Raw genomic sequence first — 14,203 nt, 5'->3', positions numbered from 1 at the left:
ACGGTGCGCCGCGGGCACCTTGTTCATGCCGTATCTGTCCGGATGTTCACGCCGTACACGTCCAGTTGTACAGGCCGCACCCACCCGTTCGGATTTCCATGTCGCGCCCACACGGACACTCCTGCCGCGCCCATACGGCTGTTCATGCCGTACCCGTCCGGGTCGTGCCGGCGCGGACGCGGGCGGCGGCGACGAGCGGGGAGGCGGTCAGCGCGTCGGCGATGCCCACGAGGGTGCCGGGGGCGGGGGTCCGGTCCTGGAGGCGTTCCGTCCCGTCCGACGGTACGAGGCGGTTCCGGACGGGGCTGCGCCGGTCGCGTTCCTCCACGGCCGCCGCGGCGATGACGGCGGCCCACGCGGTCGCCTCGGCCCGCTCCGGGTCGCCGCTCTCCCGGGCCGCGGCCTCCAGGGTCCGCTCGTACAGGTCGGGGTCGAAGAAGGAGTCCAGGCTGCCGAGGGCGTTGTGGATGCTGGTCTGCCGCCACACCAGCCGGGTGCCGGGGGAGGCCCAGCGGGGCCGGGGCAGCCGCAGCGAGCGCCGGGTGAGGAACTCGTCCAGTTCCCGTTCCAGCGGCTCCAGCCGGGCGAAGTCCCGCCGGGCCCGCCGCCACTGGGTCGCCCGGGGCCCGATCAGCGGGATCAGGATGCCCATGACCGTCATCAGGGCGGCCACGCCGGCGGCGGCCGGCGAGACGGTCGTACTCAGTCCCGACCAGTCGTGGCCGGACCAACGGGCCACCACGGCCGCGAGTTTGGAGATGCTGTACCCGGCGTTGCACAGCGTCCCGAAGCCCAGCACCACCAGTCCGGCCCGGAGCCAGCCGCGTACCTCGCGGGCCCACCGCAGCGAGGACACCGTGGTGACGCTGACGGCGGCGAGATGACCGGCCAGGTACAGCACGATCATCTCGGCGATGAACGGGGTGGTCGCGTAGTAGGTGTCCAGGTCGGTGCGGCGCTCCACGGGCGCGTCGCCCAGGGCGAAGGTGACCGCGATGCCGAGCAGCACGAAGGCGTACGCCACGATCCAGCGGCGCGTGGTGCGGTGTACGTGCGGTCCGCCCCTCCAGTACACGATCAGTACCTGGGAGGCGGCGCTGTACGCGGTGATCGACGCGTACGTCAGCGGGGCGGCCAGGTTGGGGATGCCGCTGAGGTGGTTGACGGCGGCGACCGTCGGCTCGGCCCCGAGGAAGAAGCAGACTCCGGCCAAGCCCAGGACGGCACAGATCGCCCGCAGGTAGGGGTCGCCGCGGTGCCGTACCAGGTCGGGGGCCCGCACCACGAGGCCGAGCCACAGCAGGCCACAACTCACGTAGTTGATCAGGCCGTTCATCTTCGGGGCCCGCGGTAGTTGAGCGCGGCGCCGATGCGTCCGGCGATGTCGTCCTGGGGGCCCTCGCCCGACGCCGGGCCGCCGCCGTCCGCCGGGGCCTCCAGCCAGGGCCGCAGCCGGCCGCTCATCAGCATGCCGAACCGGTCGGCCTCCTGCTCGTCGTCCAGGCTGAAGTCGGTCCGCGCGGCGACCGGCCGCAAGGGACTTTCGATGCTGGTGGGAGGACGGTCCACGCCCTGCTGATGCATGTGCCACACCTCATGACAGAAGATCACGATCTGATGCCAGACGGCGGCCCGCCGGTCGACGACGACGATGTCCTGGGTGTCGCCCTCCAGCCACAGTCCGCTCGCGGTGTGCGGCGGGAACACCTCCCGGCGCACCACGACCTCCCGGCCCCGCCACCGGCTGACGGAGTCGACGAGCGCGTCGAACAGGGCCTCCGGGTCCGCGGGGACCGGGGCCCGCAGGGGTCCGATGAGCACGGCGGCCAGCCGGCGCATCTCCTTCTTGCCGCGCACCGCCGCCAGATGCCGGGCCATTCGTTCCTTCAGTTACCTCACCTCCGGCGCGACGGCGGCCGGACCGGCCACCGGGGCGGCCACGGCCGCGACCGCCGCCCGGGCGCGCACCGCGTCGATCACCTCGGTCCGCCGCAGTGCCCGCGAGACGGCCCCGATCTCCCGCAGCAGGTCGGTGGTGTCGGGGTCGCCCATCCCACCACCCCGCGGCGCCGCGCCCCCGGGGACCACATCGGTCTGACGGTCGCCGGCCCGCTCCCGCCCGGAGGGGGCGCCCACGGCCGTGCGGTCGCCGTCCGCCGAACGCCTGCGCGGTGCGGGACCCTCATCGTCCAGGGGCGTTCCCGCTCCCGCTCCCGCTCCCGCTCCCGCGCCGTGCGGCGGGACGCGGCCCCCGGCTCGCACGGCCTCGCGCGGATGCGCCTCGACGGAGTCGCTCACCGGCGGCGCCACCTGTTCGCAGGCCGCCTGATCCACCACGGCCGTACGCGTGCGCGGGCCGGGACCCCCATCAGGCAGGGGTGTTCCCGCTCCCGCTCCCGCGCCCTGCGGCGGGACGCGGCCCCCCGTTCGCACGGCCTGCCGCAGGTGCGTCTCCATGGAACCGCTCACCCGCGCCACCAAGCCCCGCCGGCCGACGCCGGCCCGGTCCGCCGGCTCCGCCCGGTACTCGCGTGCCCCCGCCGGGCCGGTCCCCGCCTCGACCGCCTCCAGGATCGCCACCGCCGCGGCCACCGCCTTCGCCCGGTCCGGGGTGAGGCCGAGGGTGAGGGCGGTGTCGTACGACCGGGCGCGCAGGTCCTCGTCGAGGTGCCGTGCCAGGGGGAGCAGGGTGTCGCGGATGAACGTTTCGCGGTGGGTCAGGCGCAGTTCGGGGGTGGCGCGCAGCAGCACGGGCACGCCGTGGCCGTTGACGCGGCGGGTCAGCAGATACAGCGGACGCAGTTCGTGGTGGGCCAGTCTCAGGCGCCAACGCTCGTGCAGGTACTGGCCGGCGTGCGGCAGGATGAAGCCGACGGCGATCAGGACGGCCGACAGACAGGCCACCGGCGGGGCGACGACGGTGCTCAGCCAGTCCAGGTCGTGCCCGGTCCAACGGGCCGTGACGGCGGTGAGTTTGGCGGCGTCGAACACCAACTGGCTGGCGTAGCCGAGGCCGAGGAACTTCAGTCCCCAGCGCAGCCAGGCGTCGAGGCCGTCGGTGCGCACCCAGTTCCAGATCAGCCGGGAGGTGATCACGGTGGCCACGGTGTGCGCGAGCAGGTAGAGCAGGATCTCCTCGCGCATGAACGGGGTGTTGGCGTAGTAGGTGTCCAGGTCCCGCAGCCGTTCCACGGGCGCGTCCGCGAGCGCGAACAGCACCCACAGGGCCACGATCACCCCGGAGTAGACCGCGATCACCCAGCGCATCGCGCGCCGGGTGCCGTCCGAGCGGTCGGACAGCCCGCCCTGCCAGGCGATGATCAGCAGCAGACAGGAACCGCAGAACGCGGTGAGCAGCGAATAGACCAGGGGCGCCGAGATGTTGGGCACCCCGGTGACCCGGTTCGTCCAGACGATCGTCGAGGGCGTGACGAACACGAACACACCGCAGGCGAGCAGCAGCAGCCCGCCGACCGCACGCAGCAGCGGGTCCTTCCACAGCCGGATGATCGTCGGGAGTTTGATCGCCAGCGCGGCGGCGAGCACCGCGGTGGGAATCCAGAAGGAGATGGCGTACATGCTGAGTTCGAGGTCGTAGCGCGCACCGAGGCCGAGGGCGTACGCCACACGCCTCCCCTCCTTCTTCTCCTCCTCCTTGGCTTTTTGAGGTTACGCGCCCTGACGTGTCGCCGTCAGGCGAGTCGTGTCCAAACCATTGACGTGGAAGCGCTTTCTATCTACCGTCGCCGTTCGAAGTTACGAGCATGATTCGACATACCGAACAGTTAGGGCAGGGCATGGGACGACCTGACCTGAATCGCAGGCAACTCCTGGGCGGGCTCGGCGGTTTGCTCGTCGCCGGCAGCTTCGGCTTCGCCGCACTCGGCACCGGCGCCGACGCGCTCGCCGCCGGTGCCCGGACCCGCGTGCGGTACTGGAACCTCTTCAGCGGCGGCGACGGCTACAACATGATCGCGATGCTGGACTCCTTCCGTAAGGACAACCCGGACATCGACGTGAAGGACTCCACCCTCCAGTGGGGCAGCCCCTTCTACACCAAGCTGGCCATGGCGGCGGCGGGCAACCGCGCACCGGACCTCGGTGTCATGCACCTGGGCCGGGTCACCGGCTTCGCGCCCGGCCGCCTCCTGGACCCGTGGGACGTCGGCCTGCTCGCCAAGTACGGGGTGCGGGAAGGGGACTTCAACCCGGTGCTGTGGAAGCGCGCCGTCATCGACGGCAAGCTGTACGCCCTCCCGCTGGACATCCACGTCCAGCTCTGCTTCTACCGCAAGGACGTGCTGAAGAAGGCGGGCCTGCTCGGCGCCGACGGCCGCATGGTGCCCGTGACGTCGACCGACGAGTGGTTCGACGTGCTCAAGGAGGCCAAGAAAGCCACGAAGAAGGGGCTGCAGACCCTCGGGCTGCACGCCAACGACCAGAATTTCATGTGGTGGTTCTTCGTCGCTTTCTACACCCAGCTCGGCGGCACCTTCTTCAACGCCGCCGACACCGAGGTCACCTTCGACACCGACAAGGCCGTCCAGGTCCTTGAGTTCCTGCGCCGGCACGTCACCGACGGGTACTCCACCGCGGGCGCCGCCGACGGCGAGCAGTTCATCAACGGGGCGCCCTTCACCTGGGAGGGCAACTGGTCGGTGCCCGTCTTCTCCGGCGCGAAGCTCGACTACGGCGCGACCCCGCTGCCGCCCGTCTTCGGCAGACAGGCCACGCACGCCGAGTCGCACTCCTTCGTGCTGCCGCACCAGTCGGACCGTGGCGGCGCCACCAACGAGGGCGCCCACCGGCTCGCCGCCTACGTCGTCAAGCACGCCCGGCAGTGGGCGGCCGGCGGTCACATCCCCGCCTACACGCCGACCCTGTCCACGGCCGCGTACAAGAAGCTGAGCCCGCAGAACGAGTACGTCTCCGCCATGGACCACCAGGCCACCGAGCCCAAGGTGTGGTTCGCGGGCTCCACCGGCATCCTCGCCCAGCGCGTCGGCCCCGTCGTCGTCTCCGCGTCGATGGGCTCCGCCGAGCCGGAGAGCGCCGCGCGCCGGATGAAGAGCACGCTCGCCCACCTGCTCACCATGAAGAACCCGATGGACGGCAGGACCGCCGCGCAGGGAGGTGCGGTCGCATGACGACCAGTGCGCAGACCGTTCTCGCCCCGGCCCGCGCGAGAACCGCCGCGGCCGGCGCCACCGTCCGCCGCAAGCAGGGCTTCCAGCACGGCGGCTGGTTCGTCGCCCCGTTCCTCGCGTTGTTCGCGCTGTTCGTGATCTGGCCGCTGCTGCGCGGCGTCTACCTCAGCTTCACGGACGCCAACATCTCCGGCGACGCCGCCCACTTCATCGGCCTCGACAACTACCGCGAGGCCCTGAACGACCCGCTGATGTGGGACTCGCTCGGCCACAGCGCGTACTTCACGCTCCTGGTCGTGCCCTGCATCACCGTCCTCGCCTTCCTCCTCGCGATGCTGGCCCACCACATCGAGCGCGGCAAGTGGCTGTGGCGGCTGTGCTTCTTCGCCCCGTTCCTGCTGCCCTCCACCGTCGCCGGCAACCTCTGGCAGTGGCTGTTCAACCCCGGTACGGGCATGGTCAACTCCGTCTTCGGCATCGAGACGCCCTGGCTGACCGACAAGTCGTACGCCATGCTCGCCGTCGTCATCTGCACCCTGTGGTGGACGGTCGGCTTCAGTTTCCTGCTCTACCTCGCCGCCCTCCAGGGCATCCCCGCGCACCTGTACGAAGCCGCGAAGCTGGACGGTGCGAACGCCTGGCACCGCATGGTCCACATCACCCTGCCGATGCTGCGCAACATCACCGGCCTCGTCCTCGCCCTCCAGATCCTCGCCTCGCTCCAGGTCTTCGACCAGGCCGTCGTGATGATGGACTTCGGCCCGGGACCGGAGGACGCGACCCGCACCTTCGTGCAGTACACCCTCGAACAGGGCTTCACCAGCTACCGCGTGGGCTACGCCTCCGCGATCTCCATCATCTTCTTCGTGATCATCGCGGCCGTCGCCCTCGCCCGGATGTGGCTGCTGCGCAACCGTGAGGAGGGCGGCCGATGACCACCGCCACGCAGACAGCCGCACCGGTACGCGTCAAGCCCCGCAGCGCCTGGACGCCCAGCCAGATCATCCTCACCCTCCTCGGCGCCGCCGTCTCGGCGGTGTTCCTCGCGCCGCTGGCCTGGGCCCTGTTCACCTCCCTCAAGTCGGAGACCGAGGCCGTCGAGGTGCCGCCGCACTGGCTGCCGAAGCTGTGGACGGGCCAGGCCTGGAAGGCCATCTTCGAGACCGGCAACCTCACCAACTGGTTCGTGAACTCGCTGGTGGTCTCGGTGTGCGTGACGACCGTCGTGCTGTTCGTGAGCGCGCTCGCCGGATACGGCTTCGCCCGCACCGAGTTCCGCGGCAAGGGCGCCCTCATGGGCCTCGTCATGACCGGCCTGATGGTCTCGCCCGCCGTGCTCGGCGTGCCCCTCTTCACGACCGTCCAGCAGATGGGCATGGTCGACACCTACTGGGGCATGATCCTTCCGCAGTGCGCGCCCGCAGCGATGGTCTACATCCTCTACAAGTTCTTCCAGGGCATCCCGCGCGAGTTGGAGGAGGCGGCGTTCATCGACGGGGCGGGCCGCTGGCGGGTCTTCTTCACCATCGTCCTCCCGCTGTCCCGTCCCTCCCTCGCGGCGGTCGGCATCTTCACCTTCATCGCCTCGTGGAACAACTTCCTGTGGCCGTACATGGTGACCAACAACCCCGACCTGATGACCATGCCGAACGGCATCGCGACCGTGATGAACTCGTACGGCATCCAGTGGGCCCAGCTCATGGCCGGCGGCCTGATGGCGGGCCTGCCGCTGATCATCGTCTTCGTCTTCTTCCAGCGCCAGATCGTGGCGGGTGTCGCGCACACCGGCCTCGCGGGCCAGTAACGACTCCCGAAAGGACCCCATGCACACCGCCCGCTTCACCCTCGACCCCGCCTTCACCGTCGGCGAGGTCAACCCGCGCCTGTTCGGCTCGTTCGTGGAACACCTCGGCCGCTGCGTCTACACGGGCATATTCGAGCCGGGGCACCCGGCGGCAGACGAGGCAGGCCTTCGCACGGACGTACTGGAACTGGTCCGCGAACTCGGCGTCACCGCGGTCCGCTACCCCGGCGGCAACTTCGTCTCGGGCTACAAGTGGGAGGACTCCGTCGGCCCCGCCGAATCCCGTCCCCGCCGACTGGACCTCGCCTGGCACTCCACCGAGACCAACCGCTTCGGGCTCTCCGAGTACATCGACTTCCTCCGCAAGATCGGCCCGCAGGCCGAGCCGATGATGGCGATCAACCTCGGTACGCGGGGGGTGGCGGAGGCGCTGGAGCTCCAGGAGTACGCCAACCACCCGCAGGGCACCGCACTCTCCGAGCAGCGCATCGCGCACGGCGACAAGGACCCCTTCGGCATCGGACTCTGGTGCCTCGGCAACGAGATGGACGGCCCCTGGCAGACCGGCCACAAGACGGCGGAGGAATACGGCCGCGTCGCCGCCGAGACCGCCCGCGCCATGCGCCAGATCGACCCGAAGGTCGAACTCGTCGCCTGCGGCTCCTCCAGCCAGTCCATGCCGACCTTCGCCGAGTGGGAGGCGACGGTCCTCAAGGAGACGTACGACCTCGTCGACTACATCTCCCTGCACGCCTACTACTGGCCCGAGAACGGCGACACCGACTCCTTCCTCGCCTCCGCCGTCGACATGGAGTCCTTCATCGAGAACGTGGTCGCGACCGCCGACCACGTGGGCGCGCGGCTGAAGTCGAAGAAGAAGATCAACCTCTCCTTCGACGAGTGGAACGTCTGGTACCTGCCCGAATGGGAGGAGCACGCGAAGACGTTCGAGCAGGACGACTGGCCGGAGGCCCCCCGCCTCCTGGAGGACAACTACAGCGTCACCGACGCCGTCGTCTTCGGCTCGCTGCTCATCGCCCTGCTGCGGCACGCCGACCGCGTCACCGTCGCCTGCCTCGCCCAGCTGGTCAACGTGATCGCCCCGATCATGACCGAGCCGGGCGGCCCCGCCTGGCGCCAGACGACGTTCTTCCCGTTCGCCCAGGCCGCCCGGTACGGCCGAGGCCAGGTCCTCGACGTCCGCGTCGACTCGCCGACGTACGAGACGAAGAAGTACGGCGAGGCCGACCTGCTGCACGCCACCGCCGTGCGCGCCGACGACGGCACCGTCACCGTCTTCGCCGTCAACCGCGGCCGCACCGACGCCCTCCCGCTGGAGGTCGCCCTGAACGGCCTCGACCTGACCTCGGTCGTCGAGCACAGCGCCCTCGCCGACGCCGACCCGGACGCCCGCAACACCCTCGACGACCCGGAGCGGGTCGCCCCGCACCCGGTCGAGGGCACCGCCCTCACGGACGGCACCCTGACCGCCGTGCTGGAGCCGCTGTCCTGGAACGTGATCCGGCTGGCGTGAGCGTGTCCCCTCCCGCGCGGGTGCGTCAGCGCTCGATCCGTACCTGCGCGGGTGGGTAGGGCGAGGAGGAGGTCGTCCCGGCGGCCCAGTAGCCGCCGCCCGAACCGGGCACCGTGGCAAGGGAGTTCATCACGACCGGCGTGGCGGCCACAGGCCCCCGTTCGCTCACCCAGCCCGTGCCGTCCCACCGCAGGTAGTGGGCGCGGGTCTGGTCCCAGAAGTCCCACCCGGCGATACGGTCGGGCCGCCCCTGCGCGTCGGCGACGATGCCGTTGAGCATGCCGACGGTGAACGGCGGGGTGGCGCTGTTCCAGGTACTGCCGTCCCCGTGCAGCAGGAGGACGCCCGGGGGTTTGCCGGGCGGCCCGCCGACGCCGTAGTCGAAGCCGATGAGCCACAGGTCGTCGTCGGCCACCGGCAGCAGCCCGGTGAGGTAGGCGCGGATTCCCTGGTAGCCGGGCAACTCGGTCCACGCCGAGCCGTCCCAGCGGGCGACGATCCCGACGCCGTACACCCACACGTCACCGCCGGGTGAGAGCTGCACGCCGGACGGGGTGGCGGTGGTCGCGCTCGGGGGCGCCGGCAGCCATCGCCAGCCGCCCTGGCCGTCCCGGTGCAGCAGCACCGAGCCGCCGGCGTCGCGTCCGGAGAACCAGGCGCCCCCGGCGGGGTCCACCGTGACACCGGTGAGGGAGGTCCCGGCCTGGCCCTGACCGGGGAAGGACCTCTCGCGCCAGGTCTGCCCGTCCCACGCGAGGAGGCGGGTGGCGCCGGAGGAGTCCGTGCCGATCGCCCAGGCGGAGCCGGCGCCGGTACCGGCGACCGAGTGCAGGTAGCCGCGGAACCCCAGGTGACCGAGGCCGGTCCGGGTCCACGTCCCGCCGTCCCACACGAGGGCCAGCGGGGGCCCGAAGGCGGCGCCGCCGCGGCCCTCCTCGCCCACGGCCCACGCGAGGCCCGCGTCCGCTGCGGCCACGTCCCTCAACTGGGCGGCCGGCGTGCCCTCCGGCACGGGGACGGCCTGCCACTCGTGGGGTTCCGCTGGTTCCCCGGCGAGCGCGACCGGGGCCGCCCCGGCCGTACCGCCGCTCGCCGAGACCAGCCCCAACCCCGCCCCGGCTCCTGCCAGTCCGCCGATGAAACGCCGTCTTCGCACGAGGTTCCCCTCCCTCTTCGCGGTTCCGGACCCCACACCGTGGACCAGTGGGCCGAAGAAGGCAATGCACTCGGAGACGAGGTTTCGGCGGTCACCGACCGGGCGAGTCGACCGGCTCCACCGGCACCCCGCCCGCCGCCGCGCCCAGCAGGGTCAGCCGCACCTCACCCGGCCCCGCCGGTGTGGTCCCGTCGGACAACACCGCCAGCGCCAGTGTGTTCGCGCCACGTGTGCGCAGGATCCCGTTCGGCAGAACGAAGGTGTGCTGCGGGCCCACGTCGTTGATGTACTGGCCCATGTTCCAGCCGTTGAGGAAGATCTGGACGCGGTAGGCGCGGGCCGGGTCGTCGTCGAGGGTGAGACCGATCGAGGCGTCGGTCCCGGGGTCCACGGCGAGCCTGAACTCCGTCCGGTACCAGGTCACTCCCTGCCGTCGGTCCGCCCGGGGCAGCTCGGCCGTCTCCCAGTCGCCGTCCTCGAACCCCGGCAGGTGCCAGCCCTCCCGCTCGCCGTGCAGCCCGCCGTTGTTCTGCGGCCCGCGCACCCGGTCGGGCGCGCCCTCGCCCTGCAACCGCCACCGCACTTTCGGGGCCGCCCCCTTGAAGGTGACCGCGGTCAGTCCGCGCGCGACCTTGTGCGTGTCGAGCGCCTTGCCGTCCTGGTCGTGCTGCATGCGTCGCACGAGGACGGACAGGACGTGCGCGGCACCGTCCTCGGCCTGTTTCCCGCGCAACGCCTTCGGCACCTCGAACGTGGCCGTGGCCGCCCAACTGCCCTTCCGTACCGTCCTCTTGTCCGGCACCGGCATCCGGTGCGTGCCCAGCGGCTCACCGTCCAGCCACGCCATCAGCAGGCCCTGGGTGCCCGTGCTGTAGGCGAGGGAGACGGACTCCAGGTCCGCCAGGTCATCGGCGCCGACGGTGAAGCGCCCCCGGTACCAGACGTCCCCGTAGTGGAAACCGTAGTCGTCCGCGAAGAGTACGGGCTGCCCCTCGGGCACGGGCGTGACGCTGTACGACGTCGTCCTGTTGGCGGACTTCCACGCCGAGTCGTCGAAGTCCGGCTCCGCCTCCGGGTTCTCCGTCCGCCGCCGCCAGCCGCCGGCCAGGGACGGCAGGGCGACCGGGCGCACTCCGGGCAGGAACCGCTCGGCCAGCAGGCTTCCGGTACCGCTGAGCCGGGTCGGCACCGGGCCCTTGTTCCAGGTGACCCGGGCGATACCGCGCGGCCCCCACACCTCCATGCCGGTCTCCCCGATCGTGTCCCCGGTCAGCTGGACCGTGTCGCCGCTCAGGGTCACGTCCCGCACCAGCGCGGGGCCGTACACCAGCACCGAGCCCGACGGGGTGTCGTACGGCCACAGCCTCAGCGAGGTCGCGTCGTCGGTGAAGAACAGCAGCAGGGTCCGGTCGTGGCCGCCGCCCTCGACCCGCACCCGGGTCAGTCCGCCGACGCCGAGCGGCGCGGTCACCCGCAGCAGACCGCGGTCGTAGACCCACGCGCCCTCGGCGTCCAGCCGGGTCGTCTCCGGTTCCTCGGGGCAGTCCAGCACGACCTGCGCGATCTCGCCGTACGGCCCGGCGAACACGGCGATGTCCTGCCGCCCGGCGGTGAGGCAGAACATGGGCTGGACCGTGGAGAACCTCAGCTTCCGCTGCCCCAGTGCCATCCCGGTCGCCAGCAGCCGGGCGTCCCGGGCCGGGACGGAGACCGGCACGTCGAAGTCGGTGTCCGGCAGGGTCGTGGTGACGCGTTCGTCGCTGTCGTTGCGCAGGACGTACACGTGGGCGCCGGTGTCCGGGTTGGTCAGGTGGTAGGCCTTGAGCCGGTCGTCCGCGGGCTCGACCGCCGCCGCCCGGTCCAGCTTGGCGAGGTCCGGCTGGCGCTGCAACAACTGCCCGATCTGATGCATCGGGGCGAGCTTGGGGGTGGCGTTGCGCCCCTCGTCGAAGGCCGCCCCGTAGTCGTACGACGTGTAGACGACCGGCGCGGGAAGCCAGCCCCAGGAGGTGCCGCCGAAGGTCATGTAGACGTTGTGCAGGGTGATGCCGTTGGCGAGGTTGGTCAGGTGGAAACGCCGCTCGTACGCCGCGTCCCGGGTCCGCCGGGCCTGCGCGTACCCCTTGCCCTGGAACTCGGCCCCGCCCCACGGATCGAACCAGCCGCCCCCGAACTCGGGCATGAACCCGGGCGTTTCAGGACTCGCCGTAGCCCCGCCCCTGGCCCCGCCGACGCCGAAGTGCCCCCAGTCGGGCGGTACCCGCGCGGGCTCGGGATAGCCGTCGAAGCCGTACAGCCACCGCCCCTTCTCCCCTCCGGTGTCGAACGATCCGGGGATCCAGTGGCCGTTCCTGCCCTTGTCGTTGTGGAACAGCGGTACGTCGATGCCGTCGGCCCGCACCTTCTTGTACAAGTGGGACATGTAGTCGCGGCCCGCGGGCTCGGCGACGAACGCGTCGTACTCGTTCTCGATCTGGTAGAGCAGGATCGTGCCGGTGCCGCTGGTGAACTGATACCGGGCGGCGATCTGGTTCACCCGGGACAGCCACTCGTCGGCGTGCCTCAGGTAGGCCGGGTCAGAGGTGCGGGCGCGGCCCTCGGTGGCCGTGAGCCAGCCGGGGAAGCCGCCGCCGTCGATCTCCGCGTTGATGTACGGCCCGGGGCGCAGGATCACGTACAGGCCGGTCTCGGCGGCGGTCCGCAGGAACAGTTCCAGGTCGCGGACGCCCGTGAAGTCGTACCGGCCGGGCGCGGGGGAGTGGTAGTTCCAGGACACGTAGACGCTGACGGCGTTGTAGCCGTGCGCCCGCATCTTCTCCAGCACGTCCCGCCACAGCGACGGGCTCGGCAACCGGAACGGGTGCATCTCGCCCGACCACAGCACCAGCCGCCGGCCGTCGACCAGCAGCGAGTACCGGTCGAAGCCGACCGTGTGCCCGCGCCCGTCGGCACCGGGCGGGCCCGGCGCGGGACCGGTGGGCACACTGCGCGACGCGGAGGCCTTCGTCGTCGTGCCGATACTGCCGCCCAGCGTGAAACCGAGCGCCGTGGTACCGGCGAGAATGCTGAAGGTCCTTCTGCTGAGCCCCAAGGGAGCGCCTCCTGTTGTGCCTGTTCCGTCCGCGACCGTGGGTGCTTGGGTGGGTTGTGGGGTCATTCTCTACGGTCCGACGCCCCACAATTGTCGTATGAGGATCTCTGCGCGGGCGGACTACGCGGTACGGGCGGTGCTGGAGCTCGCCGTACGGCAGCACGACGGACCGGTGAAGGCGGAGGCCGTCGCCGCCGTCCAGGACATCCCGCACAAGTTCCTGGAGGGCATTCTCGGGGATCTGCGGCGCGCCGGCGTCGTCGACAGCCGGCGCGGCGGAGGCGGCGGCTACCGGCTGGCCCGCCCCGCGACGGAGATCACAGTCGCCGACGTCATCCGCGCGGTCGACGGCCCCATCGTCTCCGTGCGCGGCGAACGCCCCACAGGCCTCGAGTACACCGGCTCCGCCCAGCCCCTGCTCCCCCTGTGGATCGCCCTGCGCGCCAACGTCCGCCGCATCCTGGAGGGCGTCACGATCGCCGACATCGCGACGGGCACGCTGCCGGAGCCGGTACGGCAGCTGGCCGCGGAGCCGGCGGCCTGGGAGAATCCCTGAGGGTCCGGGATACGGGGCTTCGCGGTCGTTCTACAGGTTTTGGGCGGCTTTTGGGCAGCTTTCGGGCGGCTTTTGGGCCAGGTGACCCCTCACACCCGAAGGGTGCCCGCACCTGGCAGTCGCACCATGAAGATGTCGATCGGATCCTGAACCTCCACTGTGAACCCATGGCGCTCGTACAGCCGCCGGGCGGCGCTGCCCTGCAGGACGTTCAGGCGGACGAGCACGCCGTCGGCGTCGGTCCGGTCCAGCAGTGTTCGCAGGACAGCCGAACCGAGCCCCCGGCCCTGGACGTCGGGGGAGAGATAGAAATGCTCCAGCCACTGCCCGTCCTCAGCCGGCCGCAAGGTGACACAGCCCGCGAAGGCGCCATCGGCCAGGATGACCGACGTGTGCCGCGGGGAGAAGGAATCCCGCAGCCTCTGCCGGACCCGATGCTCGTCGAACCGGCCCAGGCTCTCCAGGTCCGGGCGCATCACCACGGCCCGCAGCTCCGCGATCCCTTCCACATCCGCCGGCTCGGCGGGGCGCATGGCCCATTCCATGGGCGGCCCCGACGTGAAGCCGGGCACCACCCGTCCCGCCTGAATCTCATCTGCCTCTGTACGCGCTTCCACGGCCGGATTATGTCGTGGGCGGGCTCGGGCAAGCCGGGCTCGGCCAAGCGCGAGGCGTTCCGGGCCCGGACACGCACCGACCTCACCCACGTCCTCGAACTGCTTCGCGACGGCGTGCTCACCGCGCAGATCGCCGCCCAATTTCCGCCGGCCGAGGCGGGCGCGGCGATGGAGCCGGCCGAATCCTCCGCCCGGACGGCCCCGGGCAAGATCATCTTCACGCCCTGACGGTCGAGTGCGGCCGGCGGTTCGAACGCGTTACCCCGACGGGCTTGCCTGAATCAGTTAGCTTATTAAT

The 14,203-nt window shown here is 71.2% G+C and carries 11 protein-coding genes and 1 pseudogene; 6 read left to right on the top strand and 6 right to left on the bottom strand.

All coding sequences use genetic code 11. The features are described from left to right. Positions 1-142: 142 nt before the first annotated feature. From ACIBK3_RS04185 to ACIBK3_RS04175, 3 genes and pseudogenes are all read right to left on the bottom strand, one after another. Positions 143-1,336, bottom strand: coding sequence for an MAB_1171c family putative transporter (locus ACIBK3_RS04185; RefSeq protein WP_399361652.1), 1,194 nt, complete (start codon positions 1,334-1,336; stop codon positions 143-145). After that, the gene (locus tag ACIBK3_RS04180) at positions 1,333-1,878 is read right to left on the bottom strand and encodes a toxin (RefSeq protein ID WP_399361650.1); all 546 of its coding nucleotides are present in this window, start codon (positions 1,876-1,878) and stop codon (positions 1,333-1,335) included. Before ACIBK3_RS04180 ends, ACIBK3_RS04185 begins: the two co-directional genes overlap by 4 nt. 672 nt (positions 1,879-2,550) lie before the next feature. Beyond that, positions 2,551-3,579, bottom strand: a pseudogene (locus ACIBK3_RS04175) (DUF6545 domain-containing protein); the annotation flags it as partial. Positions 3,580-3,797: 218 nt separating this feature from the next. Between ACIBK3_RS04175 and ACIBK3_RS04170 the strand changes: the two are divergent. From ACIBK3_RS04170 to ACIBK3_RS04155, 4 genes are read left to right on the top strand one after another with little or no spacing between them, the layout of a single operon-like run. Continuing rightward, complete coding sequence (locus tag ACIBK3_RS04170; RefSeq protein WP_399361648.1) at positions 3,798-5,147, top strand: extracellular solute-binding protein; 1,350 nt, start codon at positions 3,798-3,800, stop codon at positions 5,145-5,147. Beyond that, the gene (locus ACIBK3_RS04165; RefSeq protein WP_399361646.1) at positions 5,144-6,082 is read left to right on the top strand and encodes a carbohydrate ABC transporter permease; all 939 of its coding nucleotides are present in this window, start codon (positions 5,144-5,146) and stop codon (positions 6,080-6,082) included. The genes ACIBK3_RS04170 and ACIBK3_RS04165 overlap by 4 nt, the downstream gene beginning before the upstream one ends. After that, the gene (locus ACIBK3_RS04160; RefSeq protein ID WP_399361644.1) at positions 6,079-6,951 is read left to right on the top strand and encodes a carbohydrate ABC transporter permease; all 873 of its coding nucleotides are present in this window, start codon (positions 6,079-6,081) and stop codon (positions 6,949-6,951) included. Before ACIBK3_RS04165 ends, ACIBK3_RS04160 begins: the two co-directional genes overlap by 4 nt. Before the next feature lie 19 nt (positions 6,952-6,970). After that, positions 6,971-8,485 (top strand): alpha-N-arabinofuranosidase, encoded by a 1,515-nt coding sequence (locus ACIBK3_RS04155; RefSeq protein ID WP_399361642.1) that lies wholly within the window; start codon positions 6,971-6,973, stop codon positions 8,483-8,485. A gap of 25 nt (positions 8,486-8,510) precedes the next feature. On the opposite strand, the gene ACIBK3_RS04150 is transcribed toward ACIBK3_RS04155, so the two are convergent. Further along, positions 8,511-9,641, bottom strand: a complete 1,131-nt coding sequence (locus tag ACIBK3_RS04150) for a hypothetical protein (RefSeq protein ID WP_399361640.1) — start codon at positions 9,639-9,641, stop codon at positions 8,511-8,513. Between the two features lie 91 nt (positions 9,642-9,732). Beyond that, the gene (locus ACIBK3_RS04145) at positions 9,733-12,732 is read right to left on the bottom strand and encodes a beta-galactosidase (protein ID WP_399361638.1); all 3,000 of its coding nucleotides are present in this window, start codon (positions 12,730-12,732) and stop codon (positions 9,733-9,735) included. Positions 12,733-12,829: 97 nt separating this feature from the next. On the opposite strand from ACIBK3_RS04145, the gene ACIBK3_RS04140 reads away from it, so the two are divergent. After that, positions 12,830-13,288, top strand: a complete 459-nt coding sequence (locus tag ACIBK3_RS04140) for an RrF2 family transcriptional regulator (RefSeq protein WP_399361636.1) — start codon at positions 12,830-12,832, stop codon at positions 13,286-13,288. A gap of 89 nt (positions 13,289-13,377) precedes the next feature. Here ACIBK3_RS04140 and ACIBK3_RS04135 read toward each other — a convergent pair whose 3' ends face one another. After that, complete coding sequence (locus tag ACIBK3_RS04135) at positions 13,378-13,821, bottom strand: GNAT family N-acetyltransferase (RefSeq protein WP_399362113.1); 444 nt, start codon at positions 13,819-13,821, stop codon at positions 13,378-13,380. 93 nt (positions 13,822-13,914) lie between these two features. Here ACIBK3_RS04135 and ACIBK3_RS04130 point away from each other — a divergent pair, with 93 nt between their 5' ends. Then, positions 13,915-14,133 (top strand): hypothetical protein, encoded by a 219-nt coding sequence (locus tag ACIBK3_RS04130; RefSeq protein ID WP_399361634.1) that lies wholly within the window; start codon positions 13,915-13,917, stop codon positions 14,131-14,133. Positions 14,134-14,203: the final 70 nt, after the last annotated feature.

Origin of the sequence: Streptomyces sp. NPDC050287 (assembly GCF_044459385.1) — a bacterium.
Classification (GTDB): domain Bacteria; phylum Actinomycetota; class Actinomycetes; order Streptomycetales; family Streptomycetaceae; genus Streptomyces.
Note: the sequence above shows the minus strand (reverse complement) of the source record. Positions and strands in the feature narration are given on the sequence as shown.

Coding starts and splice junctions, on each gene's coding strand:
- ACIBK3_RS04185 (WP_399361652.1), bottom strand. CDS start 1,336: ATGAACGGCCTGATCAACTACGTGAGTTGTGGCCTGCTGTGGCTCGGC.
- ACIBK3_RS04180 (WP_399361650.1), bottom strand. CDS start 1,878: ATGGCCCGGCATCTGGCGGCGGTGCGCGGCAAGAAGGAGATGCGCCGG.
- ACIBK3_RS04170 (WP_399361648.1), top strand. CDS start 3,798: ATGGGACGACCTGACCTGAATCGCAGGCAACTCCTGGGCGGGCTCGGC.
- ACIBK3_RS04165 (WP_399361646.1), top strand. CDS start 5,144: ATGACGACCAGTGCGCAGACCGTTCTCGCCCCGGCCCGCGCGAGAACC.
- ACIBK3_RS04160 (WP_399361644.1), top strand. CDS start 6,079: ATGACCACCGCCACGCAGACAGCCGCACCGGTACGCGTCAAGCCCCGC.
- ACIBK3_RS04155 (WP_399361642.1), top strand. CDS start 6,971: ATGCACACCGCCCGCTTCACCCTCGACCCCGCCTTCACCGTCGGCGAG.
- ACIBK3_RS04140 (WP_399361636.1), top strand. CDS start 12,830: ATGAGGATCTCTGCGCGGGCGGACTACGCGGTACGGGCGGTGCTGGAG.
- ACIBK3_RS04135 (WP_399362113.1), bottom strand. CDS start 13,821: ATGCGCCCCGCCGAGCCGGCGGATGTGGAAGGGATCGCGGAGCTGCGG.
- ACIBK3_RS04130 (WP_399361634.1), top strand. CDS start 13,915: ATGTCGTGGGCGGGCTCGGGCAAGCCGGGCTCGGCCAAGCGCGAGGCG.